The sequence below is a fragment of the Janthinobacterium aquaticum genome (genome assembly GCF_009208565.1).
In the GTDB taxonomy this organism is placed as follows: domain Bacteria; phylum Pseudomonadota; class Gammaproteobacteria; order Burkholderiales; family Burkholderiaceae_D; genus Janthinobacterium.
In genome coordinates this window covers 37,828-58,757 of record NZ_WFLK01000011.1, presented here as the reverse complement: position 1 = coordinate 58,757, position 20,930 = coordinate 37,828, and the positions used below count along the sequence as shown (strand labels likewise).

Annotated in this window: 16 protein-coding genes; 8 read left to right on the top strand and 8 right to left on the bottom strand. The window is 63.5% G+C overall.

Going from position 1 to position 20,930, the window contains the following annotated elements:
* Positions 1 to 7: 7 nt before the first annotated feature.
* Positions 8 to 1,537: an XrtA system polysaccharide chain length determinant gene (locus GCM43_RS17230; protein WP_152246504.1), complete on the bottom strand. Its 1,530-nt coding sequence runs from the start codon at positions 1,535 to 1,537 to the stop codon at positions 8 to 10.
* A gap of 191 nt (positions 1,538 to 1,728) precedes the next feature.
* Here GCM43_RS17230 and GCM43_RS17225 point away from each other — a divergent pair, with 191 nt between their 5' ends.
* Together GCM43_RS17225 and GCM43_RS17220 are read left to right on the top strand one after the other, a co-directional pair.
* Positions 1,729 to 2,358, top strand: coding sequence for an XrtA/PEP-CTERM system exopolysaccharide export protein (locus tag GCM43_RS17225; protein WP_152246502.1), 630 nt, complete (start codon positions 1,729 to 1,731; stop codon positions 2,356 to 2,358).
* A 259-nt stretch (positions 2,359 to 2,617) separates the two neighbouring features.
* Positions 2,618 to 3,307 carry an N-acyl amino acid synthase FeeM domain-containing protein gene (locus GCM43_RS17220; protein ID WP_226929532.1) on the top strand — a complete coding sequence of 230 codons (690 nt, stop codon included), beginning with the start codon at positions 2,618 to 2,620 and terminating at the stop codon, positions 3,305 to 3,307.
* Here the strand turns inward: GCM43_RS17220 and GCM43_RS17215 are convergent.
* Together GCM43_RS17215 and prsT are read right to left on the bottom strand one after the other, a co-directional pair.
* Positions 3,238 to 5,811 (bottom strand): hypothetical protein, encoded by a 2,574-nt coding sequence (locus GCM43_RS17215; protein WP_152246498.1) that lies wholly within the window; start codon positions 5,809 to 5,811, stop codon positions 3,238 to 3,240. The two genes, GCM43_RS17220 and GCM43_RS17215, sit on opposite strands and share 70 nt — an antisense overlap.
* Positions 5,812 to 5,814: 3 nt before the next feature.
* A complete protein-coding gene (prsT, locus tag GCM43_RS17210) occupies positions 5,815 to 8,580 on the bottom strand; it encodes an XrtA/PEP-CTERM system TPR-repeat protein PrsT (protein ID WP_152246496.1) in 2,766 nt (921 codons plus the stop codon).
* 185 nt (positions 8,581 to 8,765) lie between these two features.
* On the opposite strand from prsT, the gene GCM43_RS17205 reads away from it, so the two are divergent.
* From GCM43_RS17205 to GCM43_RS17190, 4 genes are all read left to right on the top strand, one after another.
* Complete coding sequence (locus GCM43_RS17205; RefSeq protein WP_152246494.1) at positions 8,766 to 10,052, top strand: nucleotide sugar dehydrogenase; 1,287 nt, start codon at positions 8,766 to 8,768, stop codon at positions 10,050 to 10,052.
* Positions 10,049 to 11,143, top strand: coding sequence for an NAD-dependent epimerase/dehydratase family protein (locus tag GCM43_RS17200; protein ID WP_152246492.1), 1,095 nt, complete (start codon positions 10,049 to 10,051; stop codon positions 11,141 to 11,143). Before GCM43_RS17205 ends, GCM43_RS17200 begins: the two co-directional genes overlap by 4 nt.
* 46 nt (positions 11,144 to 11,189) lie before the next feature.
* A complete protein-coding gene (locus tag GCM43_RS17195) occupies positions 11,190 to 12,368 on the top strand; it encodes a chymotrypsin family serine protease (protein WP_152246490.1) in 1,179 nt (392 codons plus the stop codon).
* Between the two features lie 186 nt (positions 12,369 to 12,554).
* Positions 12,555 to 12,875, top strand: a complete 321-nt coding sequence (locus tag GCM43_RS17190) for a hypothetical protein (RefSeq protein ID WP_152246488.1) — start codon at positions 12,555 to 12,557, stop codon at positions 12,873 to 12,875.
* A gap of 75 nt (positions 12,876 to 12,950) precedes the next feature.
* Here GCM43_RS17190 and GCM43_RS17185 read toward each other — a convergent pair whose 3' ends face one another.
* Together GCM43_RS17185 and GCM43_RS17180 are read right to left on the bottom strand one after the other, a co-directional pair.
* A complete protein-coding gene (locus tag GCM43_RS17185) occupies positions 12,951 to 14,387 on the bottom strand; it encodes a catalase (RefSeq protein ID WP_152246486.1) in 1,437 nt (478 codons plus the stop codon).
* A 302-nt stretch (positions 14,388 to 14,689) separates the two neighbouring features.
* Entirely contained in the window at positions 14,690 to 15,391 is a 702-nt protein-coding gene (locus tag GCM43_RS17180; protein WP_152246484.1) for a tetratricopeptide repeat protein, read from the bottom strand.
* A 303-nt stretch (positions 15,392 to 15,694) separates the two neighbouring features.
* Between GCM43_RS17180 and zigA the strand changes: the two genes are divergently transcribed.
* On the top strand, positions 15,695 to 16,945 hold the full coding sequence (gene zigA / locus GCM43_RS17175) for a zinc metallochaperone GTPase ZigA (protein WP_152246482.1): 1,251 nt from the start codon (positions 15,695 to 15,697) through the stop codon (positions 16,943 to 16,945).
* Positions 16,942 to 17,988 carry a CobW family GTP-binding protein gene (locus tag GCM43_RS17170; RefSeq protein ID WP_152246480.1) on the top strand — a complete coding sequence of 349 codons (1,047 nt, stop codon included), beginning with the start codon at positions 16,942 to 16,944 and terminating at the stop codon, positions 17,986 to 17,988. The genes zigA and GCM43_RS17170 overlap by 4 nt, the downstream gene beginning before the upstream one ends.
* Here GCM43_RS17170 and GCM43_RS17165 read toward each other — a convergent pair.
* The 3 genes from GCM43_RS17165 to GCM43_RS17155 form a co-directional block, all read right to left on the bottom strand.
* Positions 17,960 to 18,382: a Fur family transcriptional regulator gene (locus GCM43_RS17165; RefSeq protein ID WP_152246478.1), complete on the bottom strand. Its 423-nt coding sequence runs from the start codon at positions 18,380 to 18,382 to the stop codon at positions 17,960 to 17,962. The two genes, GCM43_RS17170 and GCM43_RS17165, sit on opposite strands and share 29 nt — an antisense overlap.
* A 131-nt stretch (positions 18,383 to 18,513) precedes the next feature.
* Positions 18,514 to 19,899: an alpha/beta hydrolase gene (locus tag GCM43_RS17160; RefSeq protein WP_152246476.1), complete on the bottom strand. Its 1,386-nt coding sequence runs from the start codon at positions 19,897 to 19,899 to the stop codon at positions 18,514 to 18,516.
* A gap of 117 nt (positions 19,900 to 20,016) precedes the next feature.
* Positions 20,017 to 20,895: a proteasome-type protease gene (locus tag GCM43_RS17155; protein WP_152246474.1), complete on the bottom strand. Its 879-nt coding sequence runs from the start codon at positions 20,893 to 20,895 to the stop codon at positions 20,017 to 20,019.
* Between the last annotated feature and the right edge of the window lie 35 nt (positions 20,896 to 20,930).

Genomic DNA, 20,930 nt, shown 5'->3' with positions numbered 1-20,930 from the left:
CCCGTGGTTAGAATTTGAACAGGGCCGCGCCCAGCACGCCGCCGTACAGCAGCGCCAGGCTGCCCAGGCACAAGCCGAAGCCGTAGCGGTCGCGCCGGCGGCGCACCTGCTGTTGCGCGGTCCAGTTCATGGCCACCGTGCCCAGCACCGCCAGGCCGGTAGCGTCGCGCAGTTCGCCCGGGCTGAGAAAGGTCGGACGGATCTGGCTTACCAGCAGCGCTGCGGCCACGCCGGCACCCAGCGCTGCGGCCAGCGCCGCGCTGAACAGCAGCGGACGGTTGGGGCCGACCGGCGTCAACGGCACGGTGGGCGGATCGATAATCTTGAAGGCCATCATGTCGGTGGTGGAACTGAGTTCGCCCGACAGCTTGGCCGCTTCGCGCCGGCCGATCAGCTTTTCATAGTTTTCCTTGTTAATCACGTAGTCGCGATTGAGCTGGGCCAGTTGCGATTCGATCTCGGGCACGGCGTTGCTGTGGGCCAGCAGGCGCTCGTTGCGCACCTGGAATTCAGCCACGCGCGCCTTGATGGCGGCCACGCGCGCGTCGGCCTCGGTCAAGGCAACTTTGAGCTGCTGCAGCATCGGGCTGTAGTTCCTGCCCGGGTCGCCTGAGGCGGCGCGCAGCTTGCTATCGGCCACCTTGCGCTCTTCAAGCTGGGTGATCAGGCGCTTCGAGGCCACGATATCGGGATGCAATTCCGTGTATTGCAGGCGCAGGCTGTCGAGGTTCTTGTTGATGGTGGCAATACGCTCGTCGAGTTCCGGGTTGCTGATGGCAGCCGCGCTTGGTTCGAGGTCGAGCACCGGCTCGTCGCCTTCGATCTGGGCTGCGATGGCGCGTCGCGATTGCTCCGCTTCCAGCAATTCCAGCTTGGCATTGTTGAGGCTGTCGGACATCATCAGCAACTGGCTGCCATAGTCGATGCCCTGGCGCGGCAGCAGCATATTGTTGCGGATCTTGAACTCTTTCAGCAGGTTTTCCGCCGCACTGAGCTTGTCTTCGTAATTCTTGATCTGCTCGTCAATAAACTGCACGGCTTTTTCGGTATCGCCTTTCTTGCCCTGGAAGCTGCCTTCGACAAAAATGGTCAGCAGGCTTTGCACCACGTCGCGCGCCATTTTCGGCTGGCCTCCGGTATAGCTGATGGTATAGATATCGTAGGCGCTGGTGCCGCTGATCTTGATGCGGCGCATCAGTTCGTCGAGCTCGGTTTCGTGCTCGCGCACGGTGCGGGTACCGAGGTCGAGGTCGACCATGCGCATCACGCGCTCGACATTGGGCCGGCTCAGCAGCGTGCGGCTCATGATGGCAACCTGCTGCTCGGTATTGGGTACGCTGGTCATGCCCGCCAGCAAAGGCTTCAAGATGGTTTGCGTATCGACAAACACGCGCGCCGAGGTCTGGTATTCATCGGGCAAGGTGATGACCTTGATAAAGCCAACCACAGCGACGAGCCAGGCCACGACGACGGCGTGCCAGCGGTATTTCCAGATGCCTTTCAGGCTCGACAGCACTTGCCGTATCAGATCTTCCATATTGCGCCTTCCTGTCAGAGCATGCCGGAGCTAGCAAAGTGTCAGCAAAGTATAGGGCGGGCTGTACGCAAATTTGTGCAAGATGCCTGCTTGTTGATGCGCCTCAAGAAACACTTGGCGTGTTTTACGATCATGGGAAACTTGCGGCCCAGCTTGCGGCCAGCGCAATGATTCTGTTCAGGGAGGCCGGCATGCCGGGAACTGCTGTGGGGAAAAAAATTGGGACAATGCTGGCCGGATGCCTGCTCGTGCTGGCCAGCCTGGCGGGCTGCCGCACGCCGTATGCGCTGGCGCCGGCCGAGGAGCCGGCGCCGTTGCACGATTATCTGATCGGGCCGGGCGACGCCGTCAATATCCTGGTCTGGCGCAATCCCGATGTCTCGCTGACGGTGGCGGTGCGTCCCGACGGCAAGATCACCACGCCGCTGGTGGAAGACCTGCAGGCCAGCGGCAAGACTTCGACCCAGCTGGCGCGCGATATCGAACAGGCGCTGGGCAAATATATCCAACAGCCGGTGGTGACGGTGATCGTGACCGGCTTTGTCGGTCCGTATGCCGAGCAGATCCGTGTCATCGGTGCGGCGGCGAGGCCACAGGCGTTGCCGTATCGGCAGGGCATGTCGCTGATGGATGTGCTTATTGCCGTGGGCGGCGTGACCGATTTTGCCGCCGGCAACAAGGCCAGCATTATCCGCGTGCGCGAGGGCAGCCAGCAGCAGTTGCGCGTGCGGCTCGACGATCTGCTCAAGGACGGCGATATCTCGGCCAATGTCACCATGCGCCCTGGCGATGTGCTGCTGATACCGGAAAGCTTCTTTTAGCCGATGCTGCGCTGGCGCAGCTTATTTGAATGATAGTAAAAATAAGCAAATTTATGGCGTCAATTTCCTTTTAAGTAAGTAATATCTTCTGTTTTTTTGCTCTTGATGGGGAACTTCTTCAGTTGGCGGCTTGTCACAAGGCATTGGCTTCAGTCTGTCTAGCGGGTAGGCGGCCAGTGACCATAAGGACAAAATGATGTTTACGGATGAACCCATTATTTCTTTTGATATAACTTCTGACACTGCTGCATTGAGCGATATGGTAGTCGGCGAAGGCAAGCTCGATCCTGCCATGGAGCATGAAATCGACCTGCAGCGCTTTCATATCCGCATGGCCGACTCGCGCGGCCGGCGCGAGTCGGCCAGCTTGCTGATCCGCAAGATGTATGGCTGGCGCGGCTACGCCGTCGACCCCGGCATACAACATGCCATGAACAAGATCACGCTGTTTGCCGAAACGGCCGGCACCACCGTCGGCACCATGACGCTGTGCCTGGACAACGACGAGACAGGCTTGCCTGCCGATGAAAATTTCCGCGATAAACTCGATCTGCTGCGTGCCCAGGGCCGGCGTTTGTGCGAGCCGTCGCGCCTGGCCATCGACAAGGGCGTCAGCAAACGCGTGTTTGCGGCGCTGATCCATATTTCCTACATCTATGCCCACAATATCCATGGCTACACCGACTATGTAATCGAAGTCAATCCGCGCCATGTGGTGTTCTACAAGCGCATGCTGGGTTTTCGCGACTTTGGCGGCGAGCGCGAATGCACGCGCGTGGGTGCGCCGGCGGTGCTGCTGCGGCTGGACCTGGCCTATATGGGCGAACGGATCCGCCAATACGGCGGCATGATGGAGCAGCATGGCGGCGAGCGTTCCTTCTATCCCTTCTTTTTCCCTATATCGGATGAAGCCGGCATTACCTGCCGGTTGGTACAGGGACGCAACTGATACTGCTGCAGCGTGCACAGCAACATCAGATAAAACAGCAGCGCCAGCCGGGGCACGTCAAGCAGGCTGTCGAATACGCCCACCATCAGGAAGCCGCACAGCGCCGCCAGCGTGGCCGTGGCGCCAGCCTGCCGGGCCGGTACGGCGACATTGCGCCACAATTGCCGGCCAGCCACCACCAGCAGGCTGGCCATTGCCAGCACGCTGCACAGACCCGATTCGATCAGCAGGTGCAGCCAGATGTTCTTGATATGCCACGGCAGGTGGTGATGGTCGCTGCTGAAAAACCAGTAATTATGGCCGGCTGAAAAATCGCCGTTGGCCAGCAGTTCGCGTCCGTCGGGGTCGCGCAGGCTCAGCTTGTCGACATCGATCAGCGCCGGTTGCCGGCCGCTGCTGACCGCCAGTTCCAGCTGCACCGGCGCGCGCAGCAGGCCATGGCCGCGCCCGAGCCAGGCGCTGTCGAGCGTCACACTGTAGCGTTGCCAGGACGGCGGCAGCGTGGCGGCCGACAGACGCAGCGGCACGCCCACGCATTGCTGTGCGTACAGCAGTTGCCGCTGGCACAGGCGCATTTGCAATACTGGCAAGGCACCATGTCGGCGTACCGACAGCGACAGCGTGTAAGGCGTGTCGGGTTCAAGCTCGACCCGCTGCAGCAGGCGCAGCAGCTCGCCGTAACCGGCCCGGTACGCGGGGCTGGACAGACGCAGATAGCGTTCGCCGTTTTCCTCGGCATAGTTGAGGCGCGCCGGCGTTTCGTCCAGGCGGTTATGCCAGAAATAGGTGGCGGGAAAGGTGCCGACCCCCATGCCGAACAGTATGTTGGCGGCGCTGGCGCCCCCGGTGCTGTTGCCCTGAAACATGGACAGTGCCTGCCGCCAGTGGCGCAAGCGGCCCTGCCAGTCGCCAGCAGTGCTGGTCAGCCGTTCGCCCGCGTAATAGCTGGCTGAAACGGGAATGGCCAGCAGGCACAGCATTGCCGCGGCGCCCGCCGTGCCGACGCTGGTGCGTCCCAGCCGCCACAACGGCTGGCGCATGGCAGCGTGTGCCAGCAGCGCGCCTGCGGCAACGATCACCAGCGCCGCCATGGGCAGCGCGCCGGCACCGGCCCAGTGCCAGCATATCCAGGCGGTATTGCAAGCCATGGTGGTCCAGGCCATCACGGCCACGCACAGTGCACTTTGGCGAGCGCTGCTGTTGCTGGTTCCATGGACATGGGCGCGCCACAAGGCGCCGATCAATAGCAGGCACGACAGCATCATCAGAAAATAAGGGGCTTTCAAAATGCCGGGGCCGCCATCCTGCACCGGCCACAAAATGGCGAACGCCAGTTGCAATGCAACAGCGCATACTGCGCCCGCTGGCAACAGGCGCCATGGCAACGGCTGGGTAGATAGAAGAAAGGCGCCGGACAGCAGCAACAGGGCGGCAGCCAGGCCACGGTAGCCTGCCGTGCCAAACACCAGCGTCAGCAATAGCACACAGGCCGCCATCAGCAGCAGGCCTGGCACCAGATAGCGCACGGACGGACGCTTCGCACTCTGGGAGCGCAGCAGGCAAATCAGCGCTACGGCGCCGGCAACCACCAGCGCGGCATACAATCCGCGTGAAAACGTGACCAACGCTGCGTGCAGCGCCAGTGCCAGCAGCACCAGTGCCGCCCCCATGCGCCAGGGCGAGTGTGCCCTTGCCAGCCACAGCACCGCAAACGGCAAGGCCAGCGCCAGATAGCCGTCCAGCGCGGCGCCGCCCGTATGCATGGCGGAAAACGGCGCCGTAATGCGGTAGTCGCTGGACAGGTTGCTCAAGCCGGGAAACACGGCCCGCTCCCACAGCGCGCACAGCGACACCAGCGCCAGGCCGCACAGTAGGCCCGGCAATGCCAGGCGGCGCAGATTGTCAGGGTTGGCATCGCGCCGCAGCAGTGGCAACAGCAGCAGGGCCCAGCACCACGCCTTGCCCAGCCGCAGGCTGTTTAGCGGACTCAGATAGGACGACAGATAATTATGCCAGCCAGATTCGCCAGTGGCGGGCCAGGCCAGCGGCAGCAGGCCGCGCAGCATGGCTGCCAGCCAGGCCAGCGTGAGCAGCCACAGGCATACGCGCGCTGCCGGGACAAGCCTGCCGGCCAGTTGGCTTGGTTGGCTGAGCTGAGCTGGTTGGGCTGGTTGGGCTGTTTGATGGTGCGCGCCGCTGGCAGGCAACGGTACAGTCCGGTGTGGCCAGCGGGCGTAGCTGCAGGCAACAGTTTGCATCAGCAGCAGGTCGGTCTCTTCGATAAAGAACCAGCCGGTCCAGGGCGCGATATCGAGTACCGGCAGCAGGCAGGGCAGGTAAAACAGCCAGGCCGCCGGTTGTCGCCATAGCCACAGCAGGCACGCTGGCAGCAAGACGGCCAGCAGCATGCCGGGCCAGCCATGGCCGAAGGGATAAAAGCGCAGCGTTGTCGCCAGGGCCAGTGCCGCCAGGACAGCCAGCAGGCGCGCCGCCAGCGTGACCATGGTCTACAGGCTGCTCAGCATGGCTTGGGCTTCGACGCGCTGGGCAAACGGCTGGCTGCCGGCCAGCGACTGCTCCAGTTGCCGCCGCGCCGCCGCTTTGTCGCCAGCCTTGAGCAGGGCGGCGCCCAGATGGTAGGCGATCTCGGGCGAAGCCGGCGCCAGCCCGGCAGCTTTTTGCAACAGCGCCAGCGCGCGCGCACTGTCGCCTTGCTGCAGGGCGATCCAGCCGACGGTGTCGAGCACGGCAGGGTTGCCTGGGGCCAGTTGCCGGGCGCGCTCGGCCGTGTCGAGCGCACGGCCATCGCCTGCCTGCAGATACGCCCAGGCCAGGTCATTGAGGGCGACCACGTTGTCAGGTTGTTTTGCCACGATATATTCATAGTGGACGATTGCCGGCCGGTACTGGCCGCTGGCCAGCTTGCTGCCAGCCAGATAGAGGCGCGTTGCCAGGTCACCCGGATTCGCCTTGAGCCAGGCTTCAATGCGGCTGTCGGCCTGGCGTTCCTGGCCGGCGGCCAGCAGCGCGCGGTAGACCTGCACTTGCAGCGGGCCGACCTTGTCGAGCTGGAACGCCCGCTCGTACAGGGCCAGCGCCTCGTGTGGCTGCTTTTGCGCCAGCAGCACATCGCCCTCGAGCTTGTAGCCGGCGGCCAGGCGCGGCTGCTGCTGTTGCACGCGGCGCGCAGCAGCCAGCGCTTCGCGCGGGCGCTTGAGCGCCAACTGCATGGCCACTTCCACCACCTGTGCTTCGAGCAGGGACGGGTCGAGCGCCAGCGCGCGCCGAGCCGCCTGCAAGGCGCCCTGGTGGTCATCGAGCGCCAGGTGCAGGCTGGAAATACGCATCTGTAAGGGAGCCGAGCCGGTCTGCACGGTAGCCAGGCGCGCATAGCTGTCGAGCGCCTCCCTGGCCAGGCCGGCGCTGTACTCGACCTGGGCGCGCAGGGCCAGCGCTTCGGGATTATCCGGATGACCGCTTTGCAGGCTGCGCACCAGCGCCAGCGCCTTGTCCGGCGCGCCGGTTTGCAGATAGAAATTGCACAGCAGGCTGGCCGGCGCTACCTCATCGGGATGTTCCTTGTACGCCAACTCCAGCCAGCGTTGCGCTTCGACGACTTGCCCTTGCGCAGCGGCCAGCCTGGCCAGCGCGGCCTGCAGTTGCGCATTCTTCGGCGACTTTGCCAGCGCCGCCAGGTAGCGGCGCTGCGCCTGTTGCGGCTGGTTTTCGGCCTGGTCGAGCGTGGCCAGGTTGGTCAACGCGGGCAGGTAGACGGCGTCCAGGCGCAGTGCCTGCTCGAAACTGGCGCGCGCCGCGCGCACGTCGTGCAGCGCCAGGTAGACACCGCCTTTCAAGTTGTGCAGCAAGGGATTGGCACTGTGCTGCTGCTCCATGGCCTGCACCGCGGCCAGCGCCCTGGCGTTGTCCTTGTTGCGCAGCAAGGTCATCACCAGCATGGTGCCGGTCTGCGGCGTTTTGTTGTCCAGTACGCTTGCCCGTTCAAGTTCGTTGACAGCGCGCGCCGTCTCGCCCAGCCCAAGGCGGCTGATGCCGAGCGCGGCGTGGAGTCTTGGCGTGTCGGGCGTCAGGGCGCTGGCCTTTTCAAAGTAGCTGCCGGCCACGGCGTAGCGGCGCGCACGCAGATGGGCTTCGCCGGCCAGCGACAGCAGCTCGACGTCGTCGGGCGCGGCCTGCAGTAGCGGCAGCAGCAGTTCGATGGCCGCATCGTTCTTGCCGCGCAGCAGCAGAATCGAGGCCATCATCTTGTTGGCGTACAGGTGGGACGGATGGGCGGCCAGGAAAGGTTGCAGCGCATTTTCCGCCAGTTGCGGCGAACCGAGCGCCAGTTGCACCGCGCCGCTCAGCAGCAGCGCCGGCATATGCTCGGGCGCCGCCTTGAGCACCAGTTGCAAGGCCGCCAATGCGGCCTTGGGCCGGCCCTGGCGAAAGTCGAGCAGGGCCTGCGTTTGCAGCACGCCCAGGTTGTTGGGCGCCGTCTTGCGCGCACTGGCCAGTTGCGCAGCCGCTTCGTCAAAGCGGTTTTCCTGCAGCGCCAGGTTGGCCAGGTCGATATGGGCCTGGGTATTGTCGGGGGCAAGGGCGAGGATTTTCCGGTAGCTTTGCTGCGCATCGCCCTGGCGCGCCTGCATGCGCTGCAGGTCGCCCTGCAGGCGCAGCCCTTCCAGGCTGTCCGGTTGCACCCGCAGCGCCTGCTCCACCAGCAGTTCGGCGCTGGGCAGTTGCTGTTCGAGCGCAGCAATGCGCGCCAGGCCCAGCAGCGCCTCGGGCTGTTCATTGTGGCGCGCCAGCAATGCGGCAAATACGGCGCGCGCGTCGGCCGTGCGTCCGAGCGCCAGCAGCGCGTCGCCGCGCATGGCCTGCACCGCCACGGCGCCGTCAGCATCGTCAGGCAGCTCCTTGAGTACCTGCTCGAACTGGCCCAGCATCAGCCAGGTTCTGGCCAGCAGCGGCAACACTTGCGGCGCTGGCGCACCCAAAGCCTGGGCTTTGCGCAGTTCCTTTTCCGCCGACAGCGCTTCGCCGGTCTCGCTGTAGATGGTGCCCAGCAACAGGCGCGCCTGAATATGGGCCGGTTCCCGTTGCAGCAGGTTCTTCAATTCGATAATGGCCGCACGCGGCTGGCCCTGCTGATGGTACTGGCGGGCGCCGGCCAGCAGATCGGCGCTGCCTTTCGCACCGTGGCAGCCGCCGAGGGCGGGCAGTAGCAGGCACAGCGTCAGAAGAAACAGGCAGCGGTGGCATAGACGATGCATGGATGGCTCCGGTAGAGGCTTGGGCAAGGCACACTACAGGGTAGTAAGGCAGCCGTCACAACGTCTTGATCATGCTCAAACAGGCTTGCGGTGTGATGCTTGTTTGTTCCGGCTCAATGATGTCGCTGGCGGCAACCGTAGAATCGGCCAATCCGGCTAACGGCCGACCTGACAGGGAGCAGACCATGAACAGCGGCGTGGTGGCGGTGGTGGGACTCGGTTATGTCGGGCTGCAATTGGCGGTAGCCTTTGGCGCGCGACAGCGCACGATCGGCTTTGACTTATCCGAACGCAAGATCGAAAGCTACCGGCGCTGCGAAGACCCCACGGGAGAAGTCAGCTACGAGCAACTGCGCGCTGCACAATGGTTGAGCGTGGGCTGCGATCCGACCGAATTGCGCCAGGCCGACTATATTATCGTGGCCGTGCCCACGCCTGTCGACAGCGCGCACAATCCCGATTTCTCGGCCCTGGCTGGCGCCAGCGCGGCCGTTGGCCGGCAACTCAAACGCGGCGCCATCGTGGTGTTTGAGTCGACCGTGTATCCGGGCGCCACCGAAGATATCTGTATTCCCTTGCTTGAAAAACATTCGGGACTGCGCTGGAAGGACGGCTTTCATGTGGGTTTCTCGCCCGAACGCATCAATCCTGGCGACAAGGAACACGTGCTGGGCAGCATCCGCAAGGTGGTCTCGGGTGACGATGCGGCCACGCTCGAGCAGGTGGCCGCGCTGTACCAGGCGGTAGTGCCGGCCGGAGTGCACCGCGCCTCGAGCATCCGGGTGGCCGAGGCAGCCAAAGTGATAGAAAATACCCAGCGCGACCTCAATATTGCCTTGATGAACGAGCTGGCGATTATCTTCGACCGCATGGGCATCGATACGCTCGAAGTGCTGCAGGCGGCCGGCACCAAGTGGAATTTTCTGCCTTTCCGGCCCGGGCTGGTGGGCGGCCACTGCATCGGCGTCGATCCTTATTATCTGACGCACAAGGCAGAAATGCTTGGCTATCATCCGCATGTGATCCTGGCCGGGCGCCGCATCAACGATGGCATGGCCAAGTTCGTGGCGGAAAAAACCATCAAGGAAATGGTGCGGGCCGGTTTCAAGCTCAAGGGCGCGCATGTCAATGTGCTGGGCCTGACCTTCAAGGAAGACTGCCCGGACCTGCGCAATTCCAAGGTGGTCGACATGATCCACGAGCTGCAGTCCTATGGCGTGCAGGTGCATGTGCATGATCCGGTAGCCGACGCGCGCGAAGCCTTCGATGAATACGGCTTGATACTGGAAAGCTGGCAGCAGTTGCCGCAGGCCGAAGCCATCGTCAGCGCCGTATCGCACCGACCGCTGCTGGCGCGCTCGCTGGACGAACTGCGCGCCAAAGTGGTTACACAAGGCTGTTTTATTGATATCAAATCGCATTTCGACGCCGCCGCGCTGGCCGCCGGCGGTCTGCATGTCTGGCGCTTATGAGCGAGCACAGTGCGTATGCTCTGGCATGCCGGCAACTGCAGCAAGCGCCACGGCGCTGGCTGGTCACGGGCGCGGCCGGTTTTATCGGCTCGCATCTGCTGGAAACACTATTGCTGCTGGGCCAGCAGGTGCGCGGACTCGACAATTTTTCTACCGGAAAACAATCTAACCTGGCCCTGGTGCGTGCCGCGGTGGGCGAGGCGGCCTGGCGGCGCTGCGAGTTTCATGAAGCCGATATCCGCGATGCGCAAGCCTGTGCGCGCGCCTGCGAAGGTGTCGGGATCGTGCTGCACCAGGCAGCGCTGGGGTCGGTGCCGCGCTCGCTGGCCGAGCCGCAACTGTGCCATGACGTCAACGTTACCGGCTTTGTCCAGATGCTGGGCGCTGCCCGCGCGGCAGGCGTGGCGCGCCTGGTCTACGCCGCCTCCAGCGCCGTCTACGGTGACCATCCGGGCTTGCCCAAGGTAGAAGAGCAGATCGGCGCGCCCTTGTCGCCGTATGCGCTGAGCAAATATGTCAACGAGCTGACGGCAGCCGTGTACGGGCGCTGCTTTGGCGTGGAAACCATCGGCCTGCGCTACTTCAATGTATTCGGGCCACGCCAGGACCCGCACGGCGATTATGCCGCCGTGATCCCGCGCTGGCTGGCCGCCATGCTTGACGGCCGGCCCGTGACCATCCACGGCGATGGCGCCACCAGCCGTGACTTTTGCTATGTCAGCAATGCAGTGCAGGCCAATTTGCTGGCGGCCACTACCGGCAATACCGAGGCGCTGGGCCGGATTTGTAACGTGGCGCTCAATGCACGCACCACCTTGCTTGAACTGCATGCGCAGCTGCAGGACCTGCTTGCCGGGGCTTGTCCGCAATTGCCGCGCTTGCCGCCGCTGCATGGCGCATCGCGCGCCGGCGATGTGCGCCACTCGCAGGCCGATATCGGCAAGGCGGTGCGCTGGCTTGGCTTTGCGCCCAGCCATGACCTGCACCGTGGCCTGCGAGAAACAGTGGCGTGGCACCTGCAGCAGGCAAGCATCCCGGCGGTGCATTGCAAGGGCGCGCACATCGATGCAGATCAATATCGCCTGCGCTGATCGTTCCACACTGGCCTTTGCATCATCAACCTTGAGGGAGCATGCCATGATGAACGATCAGAACGGTTTCAGCTCGCCGCCCGGTGCGGCCAGCGGCCAGGGGCAAAGCGCTGACGATGAAGAGGCGGTCGACCAGTTTGCCGCCCCTGGCGATACGGGCGAATTGATGGAAGCGGCGTCGATGTCGGCCGTGCCGGAGTCGCTGGGCGGCATCGACATGCGCTTGCTGGAGATCAAGCGCGGCATCGAGGACGGCATGCAGGCGGCGTTGGCGCAGTCGGTCGGGGTGCGTTCTGCCGACGCTTTCAGCGATGGCGGCAATATCCAGGGCGTGGCCATCAGCCTGGGCGCGGGCGGCCCCGGTTCGTCGGGCGAGCCCGGCCTGCCGGCGCTGACGCTGTATGTGGCCGAGCCCACTTCGGTCGACCAGGCCAAGGCCGCCATTATCGGCAGCATGGGATTGCAGGCGCTGGCCAGCGACGACGTGCCCGTGCAGATCGTGGTGACTGGGCTGATCGATGCGCAGCCGCACCGTTTCCGGCTGCGCCCGGCGCCCGGCGGCGTGTCAGTCGGCCATTTTCGCATTACCGCCGGCAGCATCGGTTGCCTGGCAGTGGGCCGTAGCGCACCGCGCAACAGTCGCCTGATGATCCTCAGCAATAACCATGTGCTGGCCAACTCCAATGCCGGCGCATTTGGCGACTGCATCGTGCAGCCTGGACCGGTCGACGGCGGCAAGTGTCCGCAGGACCAGGTCGCTACGCTCGAGCGTTTTGTGCCGATTGCGTTTGGCGGTGCCACCAATTATGTCGATTGCGCGACCGGCTGGGCCTGGCCCGAGCGCGTGCGGCGCGAACTGGTCTACCTGAACAATGGCGTGCCTGCCTATTTTCGCATCAGCAATGCGCTGGTCACGCCCACGCTGGGCATGCTGGTCGGTAAATCCGGGCGTACCACGCAGCTGACCCAGGGCCGTATTACCGGTTTGGGCGCCACCATCACGGTCAATTATGGCGGCGGCCGCCTTGCACTGTTTCGCGACCAGATTGCCATCGAAGGGCTCAACGGCCCCTTTAGCGCCGGCGGCGACTCCGGATCCTCGATCTGGACCTGGGATCAGCAGCGCAATCCGGTCGGACTGCTGTTTGCCGGCGGCGGCAATGTCACATTCGCCAACCAGATGCGGCGCGTGGTCACGGCGCTCGATATCAGGCTCTATACCTGAACTGCAACGGCTCAACCGGTGTCAAGGAACGCACGTGGCGCGCTTGCACGGCGGCCTCGTTTGCACGATCATGAATGGGCTGTTCTGCATGTCCAGCGGGCTGCCCGTCATCACCTTCGGATGATGCAGCAGGCGGGGCCGGGCGCACCAGCTTGCGCCACGGGATGGCCGTGGAAGGAGAAAATCATGTCTGACCGTAAATTTATCCATACACCTGATGCGGTGCAGGAAGACGCCGCCATGCCGTATTTGCCCGATTTACCTGGTGCTGGCGATGCCGGCGAAGTGCAGCGCCAGGCCAGCCGCCTGGAGGCGGCAAGGCGACGCAACGAGCGCGCCCTGATGGCCATCGATGGCGTGGAGGGCGTGGCTCTCGGGCGCCATGCCGACGGCCGGCCGGCCATTATGCTGTATGTGCACGATGCCGGCGTGCGCCAGCGCGTGCCGCGCCTGGTGGAAGGCTTTCCCGTAATCGCCAGCGTGACGGGCCAGATCGATATCTTGTGAACTGTTTGATCTGTGTGAACTGGCAGCGGCCCGGCGCGATTGCCGTGCCGCCGCTGTGGTGCTGAGCGTATTGGATTAGCTGCTCAAGCGCCCGATCGCTTCGGCAACACCGGCACCATAGGCCGGATCACAGGCGGTGCAGTTGGCGATATGGCGGTCCTTGACCAGCTGCGAGGCACCCGAGATGGCGCGCGCCGTGTTGTCAAACAGTACCTGCTGCTGGGCCGGCGTCATCAGGCGGAACAGCGCGCGCGGCTGCGAGTGATAGTCATCGTCGACGCGGTGGTTCCAGTGGTCGGCGGCGCCTTCCAGGCTCAAAGGCGGCTCGCGGAAGTCCGGCTGTTCGACCCATTCCTGGTAGCTGTTTGGTTCGTACGGCGTGGCGCCGCCCATATTGCCGTCGGTGCGCATCTGGCCGTCGCGGTGATAGCTGTGCACGGGGCAGCGCGGCGCGTTGACCGGGATCAGGCTGTGGTTGACGCCCAGACGGTAGCGCTGCGCATCGCCGTAGGAAAACAGGCGACCTTGCAACATCTTGTCTGGCGAAAAGCTGATGCCAGGCACCACGCTGGCGGGATTGAAGGCGGCCTGTTCCACTTCCGCAAAGTGGTTGTCGGCATTGCGGTTCAGTTCGAGCACGCCCACTTCGATCAGCGGATAGTCGCCGTGTGGCCACACCTTGGTCAGGTCGAACGGGTTGAGATGGTAGCTGCCAGCCTGGTTTTCGGGCATCACCTGCACATACATGGTCCAGCGCGGGAAGTCCTTGTTTTCGATGCTTTCGTACAGGTCGCGGTGCGAGCTTTCGCGGTCGCGGCCGACCAGGTCCTGCGCTTCGGCGTCGGTCAGGTTCTGTATGCCTTGCTGGGTCTTGAAGGTGAACTTGACCCAGAAGCGCTCGTTTTGCGCGTTCAGGAAGCTGAAGGTGTGGCTGCCGAAGCCGTGCATATGGCGGAAGCTGCGCGGCAGGCCGCGGTCGCTCATCACCACCGTGATCTGGTGCAACGCTTCGGGCAGCGAGGTCCAGAAGTCCCAGTTGCTGTTGGCACTGCGCAGGCCGCTGCGCGGATCGCGCTTGATGGCATGGTTCAGGTCGGGAAACTTGAGCGGATCGCGCAGGAAAAACACGGGCGTATTGTTGCCCACCAGATCCCAGTTGCCTTCTTCCGTATAGAATTTCATGGCAAAGCCGCGGATATCGCGCTCGGCGTCAGCCGCGCCGCGCTCGCCGGCGACGGTCGAGAAACGGGTAAACAGTTCGGTTTTCTTGCCGATTTCGGAAAAGATTTTCGCGCGCGTGTAGCGCGTGATGTCGTGCGTGACGGTAAAGGTGCCGTAGGCGCCCGAACCCTTGGCGTGCATGCGGCGCTCGGGAATGACTTCGCGGTCGAAGTGGGCCAGTTTCTCCAGGAACCAGACGTCCTGCAGCAGGGCCGGGCCGCGCGGGCCGGCGCTCTGGATGTTCTGATTGTCTGGTACCGGGGCGCCAAAGGCTGTCGTCAGCTTATTCATCGGACTCTTTCTTGTAAGGGGGAGGTCAACGGACGAGCCTGGCGTGTATCCAAACACTGGCTGGGCTGAGCAGGAACTCACCGAGGCTGGTCCAGAATAAAAATTTCCAAATAGCAAAAGTAGTGTAGCTTTTTTTGCAGGCAAGCGCCTGCCAGCCTGCCAGCTGTTGTCAACTGCTGCGCGATCATAGCGCAGCGTGCGGCAACAGCCCAACACACCAGGCTGGCCGTCAGTATATAAAAGCAAGTCGCCTGCGCGCCACTGGGCTTTCGGCCAGTAAGCCGGTGGTGCAGAGCGGTCGCTTAGAAACGGTTCCAGTGATTGTGACGGTGCTCGCTGACTTGCTTGAGCAGATGGCTGGCGTGGGTGGCGTCGTCAATTTGCACCGTCATGGCCAGTTCCTCGACAGCAGGCGGATAGTGACGATGCGCCGCTTCTTCCAGCAACTGCTGGCTGCGGGCCGCGTCCTGCTCCACGCCGCGGCCTTCGCGGTAGGCGTCATACAGCAGAAACATGGCCTGCGGGTTGCCCAGTTTGCTCGATACTTCCAGCCAGTGCGCGGCCGTGGTGGCGTCCTTGCTGACGCCTTCGCCATTGGCGGCCAGCAGGCCCATCATCAAGGCGGCCCTGGCGTGTTGTTGCTGTGCGGCCAGGCGGTACCACGACCAGGCTTGCTCCGGCGCACCAGGGCGCAGCATCTGGCCCAGTTCAAAGGCGGCTTCGGCGTCACCGGTGCGCGCCGCCTGCTCGAACAGGCGCAGTGCGTCGTCGCGCCGCTCGGGACGCGGCTGGTAGACCAGCGCCAGCTCACGCTCGGCCACCGGCATGCCCTTGGCGGCCCAGTTGCGCACGCGCCGCTCGGCCTGCTGGTCGCCGGCCTGGCGCGCCTGCGTGGCAGTCGCCTCGATCTCGGCGGCAGTCGGCGGCGGCGAAGACTGGCAGGCCGCCAGTGTCGAGGCCAGCATGGCCAGCAGCAGGGCAGGGAGATAAGCAGCGCGTTTCATGATGTGTGCTCCATCAAGGTGGTCATGCCGGCAGGATTTTGCCAGTCCAGTATGGCCACCATTTGCTACGTCTTGATGACTGCTTATCTAGTCAGCTTATTTACTGAGGTTGATCGCATACAAGGCAAAGCATCCCGCCATATTGGCAATCCCGCTGCTTTTGCCAGCGCGTGTGACCTGCCTGGCACGATGCCGCAAGCGCAAGAAATCTCTCCAGACAAATGCAACTGTACTGCATTATAATTATTAAATGCAATCGAGTTGCATATAACTTGATACTTAGTCGTCTTGAAAGGATTTTCCATGCACCAGCAACAGCGCAAGCTCCCCGTCACCGTCCTGTCCGGCTTTCTCGGGGCCGGCAAGACCACCTTGCTGAACCACATACTGCGCAATCGCAACGGCAAGCGCGTGGCCGTAATCGTCAACGACATGAGCGAAGTCAATATCGATGCCAGCCTGGTGCGCGAAGGCGCTGCCGCTGCCGGTGCGGCGCTGTCGCGCACGGAAGAAAAACTGGTGGAAATGTCGAACGGCTGCATCTGCTGCACCCTGCGCGACGACCTGCTGCAGGAGGTGCGCCGGCTGGCAGCCGAAGATCGCTTCGACTGCCTGCTGATCGAGTCGACCGGCGTGGGCGAACCAATGCCGGTCGCGGCCACCTTCGACTTCACGGACGAACATGGCGACAGTCTGAACGACGTGGCCCGCATCGACTGCATGGTGACCGTGGTCGACTGCGCCAATTTGCTGCACGACTTTCACAGCGAAGACAGCCTGGCCGAGCGCGGCGAGACGGCAGGCGAGGGCGACGACCGGCAACTGGCCAGCCTGCTGACCGAACAGATCGAGTTTGCCAATGTGATCGTGCTCAACAAGGTCGATATGGTCGATGCGGCCGAACTGGCGCGCGTGCGCGCCTTGTTGCAGGCGCTCAACCCCGGCGCGCGCGTGCTGGAAACCAATCAATCGCAAGTGCCGCTCGATGCCATCCTGGACACCGGCCTGTTCGACCTGCAGCAAGCTGTCGACATGCCGGGCTGGGCCCAGGCGCTGGCCGGCGAGCACACGTCGGAGACGCAAACCTACGACATCGCCAGCTTTGTCTACCGCGCCAGAAGCCCATTCCATCCGCAGCGGCTGTACGATTACCTGACGCAGCCCATCGCTGGCGTGCTGCGCAGCAAGGGTTATTTCTGGCTGGCCAGCCGCCCCGAGTGGGTCGCGAGCCTGTCCGGCGCCGGCCAGTTGATGCAGTTCGAACCGGTCGGCATGTGGTGGGCGGCCGTGCCGGGCGAGCGCTGGCCCGCCGAACGCGCCGCGCTGGCCGATATCAAGGCCAACTGGCACGCGCAATATGGCGACCGCTACCAGGAGATCGTGCTGATCGGCCAGCAAATGGACCAGCGTGCCATCGAAGCGGCGCTGCAGCACTGCCTGCTGAGCGAGGCGGAACTGCAGCAGGAGCAGGGCGCCTGGCGCAAGCTGCCCGATCCTTTCCCGCAGTGGCAGCGCATCGATGAAGACGAGAATGAGCTGGCGGTGCTGCCATGAGCGCGCCGCTGGCCGACGAGCGCATACCGGTCACCATCATTACCGGCTTTCTCGGCAGCGGCAAGACCACCTTGCTCAAGCGCATATTGCAAGGCAAGCATGGTTACCGCATGGCGGTGATTGAAAACGAGTACGCGGCCACCGGCATCGACCAGGCCTTGCTGGTGCAACAGGACGAGGAGCAGATCGTCGAGATGAACAACGGCTGCATCTGCTGCAGCGTGCGCGGCGACCTGATCCGCAGCCTGGGGCGGCTGCAGGCGCGTCGCGCCGGCGAGATCGCCTTTGACTATCTGCTGATTGAAACGACCGGACTGGCGGCGCCCGGGCCGGTGGCGCAGACTTTCTTTGCCGAACCGTCCGTCAGCGCGTGGTATCGCCTCGATGCCATCCTGACCGTGATCGACGCCTGCCACGCCCAGCAGCAGCTCGATGCGCACCGCGAAGCGCAGGAGCAGGTTGGCTATGCAGACCGGCTGCTGCTGTCCAAGACCGACCTGGTCGGCAAGGAGGCGCTGGCGGCGCTGCGCCAGCGCCTGCTGGCCATCAACTGCCGCGCCAGCATGCAAAAGGTCAGTTTTGGCAATGTGCCGCTGCGCGATATCCTTGACGTCAAAGGCTTTGATCTCGATGCGCGGCTGGCACTGGAACCCGACTTCCTTGGGGATATGGGGCACCGCCACGGCGACGGGGTGCAGTCGTTTGTCTATCACCAGCCGCAGCCGCTGGACCTGTATCAGGTGGAAAATTTTCTCGACGCCGTGGTGCAGCTGTACGGTAGCAGCCTGATGCGTTACAAAGGCATCCTGTACATTGCCGATGCACCGTGCCGCGCCGTGTTCCAGGGCGTGCATATGCTGATGGGCAGCGAATTGGGGGCTGACTGGGGCGAAGGCGAAACGCGTGCCAGCACCATGGTGTTTATCGGCCGCAATTTGCCGCGCGAGATGCTCACACGCGGACTCGACCGCTGCGTGGCCGGTGTCACACCGCATGAACGGGCCAGCGCTGAATTTATTTACAGCGTGGGCAGAGTCCCTTGATCAGGTAGTCGACGTCGCCGCCGCTGAAGCCTTCCGGCAAGGCGACCGGCGGCGGCAGCTTGACTTCGTTGAAGCAGGTGACGGTTGCACACTTGTTGCACTGGAAATGCGCGTGCTCGTGCGCCTGGTGGCCGGCGCCGGCGCTGAAGCGCCACACCTGGTCGGCGCCGGCAATGCGATGCACGAGCTCGTTTTCGGTCAGCCATTCAAGCACGCGGTACAGCGTGACGGAATCGATATCGCTGTCCTGCGACAGCGCCTGCTGGATTTCATGGTGCGTCAGCGACTGGCTGTGCGCCATCAGGAAGTCGAGCACTTTGACGCGGGTCTTGGTGACGCGGGCGTTGGTACTGCGGATCAGCGTTTCGGCTTGCGGGGAAGTAGTTGTCAACATAATATTGCTTGCAGAGGGCCGGCACAGATGGCACAAAGGCACTGGCGACCGTTTCGCCGTTTCGGCGCCATGCCGTAGTTTGTCGTATCTTACCACGCACGCGCCGCCCGGGCGTGACGTGCGACGAAGCGCTAACGCCTGAACGTCCAGTAGCGCCCGCCGGGGCCATCGACGGCGTCAAGGAAACGCTGGTCGGCGCGCGCATTATTGTGGATCAGGTAATAGATATCGGACAGGGTCGAGCGCTGCTCGGCAAAGTAGGCATGCTTGACGAAGCCGGTATCGACGCCGGTTGCGTCGACCGTTTCCATGCCTGGCAGTATCAGCATGCCGGCGCCGCTGTCGCCGGCGCGCGCATGGCCATGCACGGCTTTCGAGGCGGCCAGCGCCAGGTCTTCCGACGAGGCATACAGCGTCAGCGGACGTCCGCTGCTGCGCAGGCGCGGTGCAATATCATGGCGAAACACGTCGGCGTCGATATCGGGCGCGGTCAGGATGATTTCGGTGATCTTTTGCGCCAGCGCCGGCTCGGTAGCGTGCAGTTCGGCCACGGCCCGCGCCAGGCCGCGGCTGCCTATGCTGTGCGCAATCAGGTAGATGCAGGCGGCGTCGGTTTTTTGCAGGAAGTCGGCCAGGAACGCCGTCAGGTGCGGCGTGCTCCAATCGATATTGTTTTCATCGACCGTGTAGTCGGCCAGTTCGCCCTGCGACGGCCAGCTGTAGAACACCGGCGCGCCGTCGAAGCCCAGATCGTAGGCCATCTGGCCCGTGCGGCGCGCTGCATCCTCGAACGTGACGTTGTAGCCGGGCACGAAAACAAAGGCGCTGCGGCGCTTGGAGGCGGCGATGGTGGCGGCCAGGCTGCTGAAAAACTGGTCGCGCTGCTGCACTTCGGCCGTCAGCAGCACCACATGGCGGGCCGGATTTTCACGCAGTTCCAGCCGCCACAGCGAAGGCGACTCCAGCTGGCCCATGCGATGATCGCGCGGAATGCTGATATCGCACACGCCATAGCTGATCACCGGGCCGGCCACGTCGCCCGAGCGTGCGCTGGAAAAGCGCTGCGCCGGCGGCTGGCCGATCTCGCGCCGACGGTCGGTGGCGAAATAGGTGCGCACCACGGCATAGTTCGACACCACGCCAGCCTGGTCGGCTTCGCCCGTGGCCTGCATCTGTGGTGCCGCTGATGCTTCCGATGCTGCTGCCGAATCGGCCGAGGCCGCGTCAGTGGTGCGTTCAAGCAAGTCCAGCAGCGCCTGCGCGGCAAACAGCGTGGCCATATCGTCGGGCACCTTGGCCACCGACAGCGCTCGCGCCAGCGCCAGGCGCAACGGTTCTTGCTGCTGCCGGCCGCCTTCGGCTTCCATTTCGGCCACGATGGCCAGTATCTGCTCAGCGTTAGGGAAGCGGGCGATAGCCGACTTTAGCTGCGCATAGCGTTCGGCAACAGGGCGCGGTACGCGTGCCGGCGCACCATGGGCAATGGCGACAACAAGAGCGGATGAAATCAGGTCCATGGCGCAACCTTTCATGCAATATAAATACTGTTATTTATATTGTCATGAAAACACGTACAGCGCCAGTTGTCCAGCGGCGCACGTGTTGCGTGCGCGCCGCATCAAGCTCGCCTTGTTTCAGTGCTGGCGACCGTTATGTACCTGCTGCGCCAGCGACTGCATCGGCGTGGTCGGCTGTGCGGTGTTGCCCAGCTGCGCCGGCATGGTCATGCGCACAGGTTTGCCGGCGGTGCTGCAGGAAGCCAAGGATCTGCCGTCTGTACCAGGCGCCACATCCCATACCGGGTTATCCATGTTTTCAAACACGCTTTTGAGCTGCTCGCCCCAGGTGTCGCGGATCATGCGGAAATAGCGGTTTTTCTCGTCGATGGTGACAAAGCGCGTGACGGCCAGGCTACCGGCTTCATACACCAGCAAGTCGAGCGGCAGGCCGACCGAGATATTTGATTTCAAGGTGGAGTCCATCGAGATCAGCGCGCACTTGGCCGCCTCGTCCAGGGTGCTGGCCGGCGTGATCACGCGATCGATAATCGGCTTGCCGTACTTGGCCTCGCCGATCTGGAAGTAGGTGGTTTCATCGTGCGACTCGATGAAGTTGCCGGCCGAATAGACCTGGAACAGGCGGCAGCGCTCGGCGCCGATCTGCCCGCCCACGATGATGCTGACATTGAAGTCGATGCCACAGTCGGCCAGCGCCTTCGCTTCGCGCTGGTGCACGGTGCGCACCGCTTCGCCCACGATGCGCGCCGCATCATACATGCTGGCAACGTTCCAGATGCTCAGGCCGTTGCTGTCGATATGTTCGGCCACGATCTGGCGGATCGCTTGCGAAATCGACAGATTGCCGGCCGTCATCAGCACCAGCATGCGCTCGCCCGGGTTTTCAAACACGCTCATCTTGCGGAAAGTGCCCACCTGGTCCACGCCGGCATTGGTGCGGCTGTCCGATAAAAACACCAGGCCCTGGTTCAGGCGCATGCCTATGCAGTAAGTCATCGTTGTCAGGCCGTCCGGCAAAAAATCAAAGGGAA

Excerpts from the sequence above, each read along its gene's own strand:
- GCM43_RS17180 (WP_152246484.1), bottom strand. The coding sequence starts at position 15,391 with ATGAAACGCGCTGCTTATCTCCCTGCCCTGCTGCTGGCCATGCTGGCC.
- GCM43_RS17220 (WP_226929532.1), top strand. The coding sequence starts at position 2,618 with ATGGTAGTCGGCGAAGGCAAGCTCGATCCTGCCATGGAGCATGAAATC.
- GCM43_RS17200 (WP_152246492.1), top strand. The coding sequence starts at position 10,049 with ATGAGCGAGCACAGTGCGTATGCTCTGGCATGCCGGCAACTGCAGCAA.
- GCM43_RS17195 (WP_152246490.1), top strand. The coding sequence starts at position 11,190 with ATGATGAACGATCAGAACGGTTTCAGCTCGCCGCCCGGTGCGGCCAGC.
- zigA (WP_152246482.1), top strand. The coding sequence starts at position 15,695 with ATGCACCAGCAACAGCGCAAGCTCCCCGTCACCGTCCTGTCCGGCTTT.
- GCM43_RS17165 (WP_152246478.1), bottom strand. The coding sequence starts at position 18,382 with ATGTTGACAACTACTTCCCCGCAAGCCGAAACGCTGATCCGCAGTACC.
- GCM43_RS17160 (WP_152246476.1), bottom strand. The coding sequence starts at position 19,899 with ATGGACCTGATTTCATCCGCTCTTGTTGTCGCCATTGCCCATGGTGCG.
- GCM43_RS17155 (WP_152246474.1), bottom strand. The coding sequence starts at position 20,895 with ATGACTTACTGCATAGGCATGCGCCTGAACCAGGGCCTGGTGTTTTTA.
- GCM43_RS17215 (WP_152246498.1), bottom strand. The coding sequence starts at position 5,811 with ATGGTCACGCTGGCGGCGCGCCTGCTGGCTGTCCTGGCGGCACTGGCC.
- GCM43_RS17225 (WP_152246502.1), top strand. The coding sequence starts at position 1,729 with ATGCCGGGAACTGCTGTGGGGAAAAAAATTGGGACAATGCTGGCCGGA.
- GCM43_RS17190 (WP_152246488.1), top strand. The coding sequence starts at position 12,555 with ATGTCTGACCGTAAATTTATCCATACACCTGATGCGGTGCAGGAAGAC.
- GCM43_RS17170 (WP_152246480.1), top strand. The coding sequence starts at position 16,942 with ATGAGCGCGCCGCTGGCCGACGAGCGCATACCGGTCACCATCATTACC.
- prsT (WP_152246496.1), bottom strand. The coding sequence starts at position 8,580 with ATGCATCGTCTATGCCACCGCTGCCTGTTTCTTCTGACGCTGTGCCTG.
- GCM43_RS17230 (WP_152246504.1), bottom strand. The coding sequence starts at position 1,537 with ATGGAAGATCTGATACGGCAAGTGCTGTCGAGCCTGAAAGGCATCTGG.
- GCM43_RS17205 (WP_152246494.1), top strand. The coding sequence starts at position 8,766 with ATGAACAGCGGCGTGGTGGCGGTGGTGGGACTCGGTTATGTCGGGCTG.
- GCM43_RS17185 (WP_152246486.1), bottom strand. The coding sequence starts at position 14,387 with ATGAATAAGCTGACGACAGCCTTTGGCGCCCCGGTACCAGACAATCAG.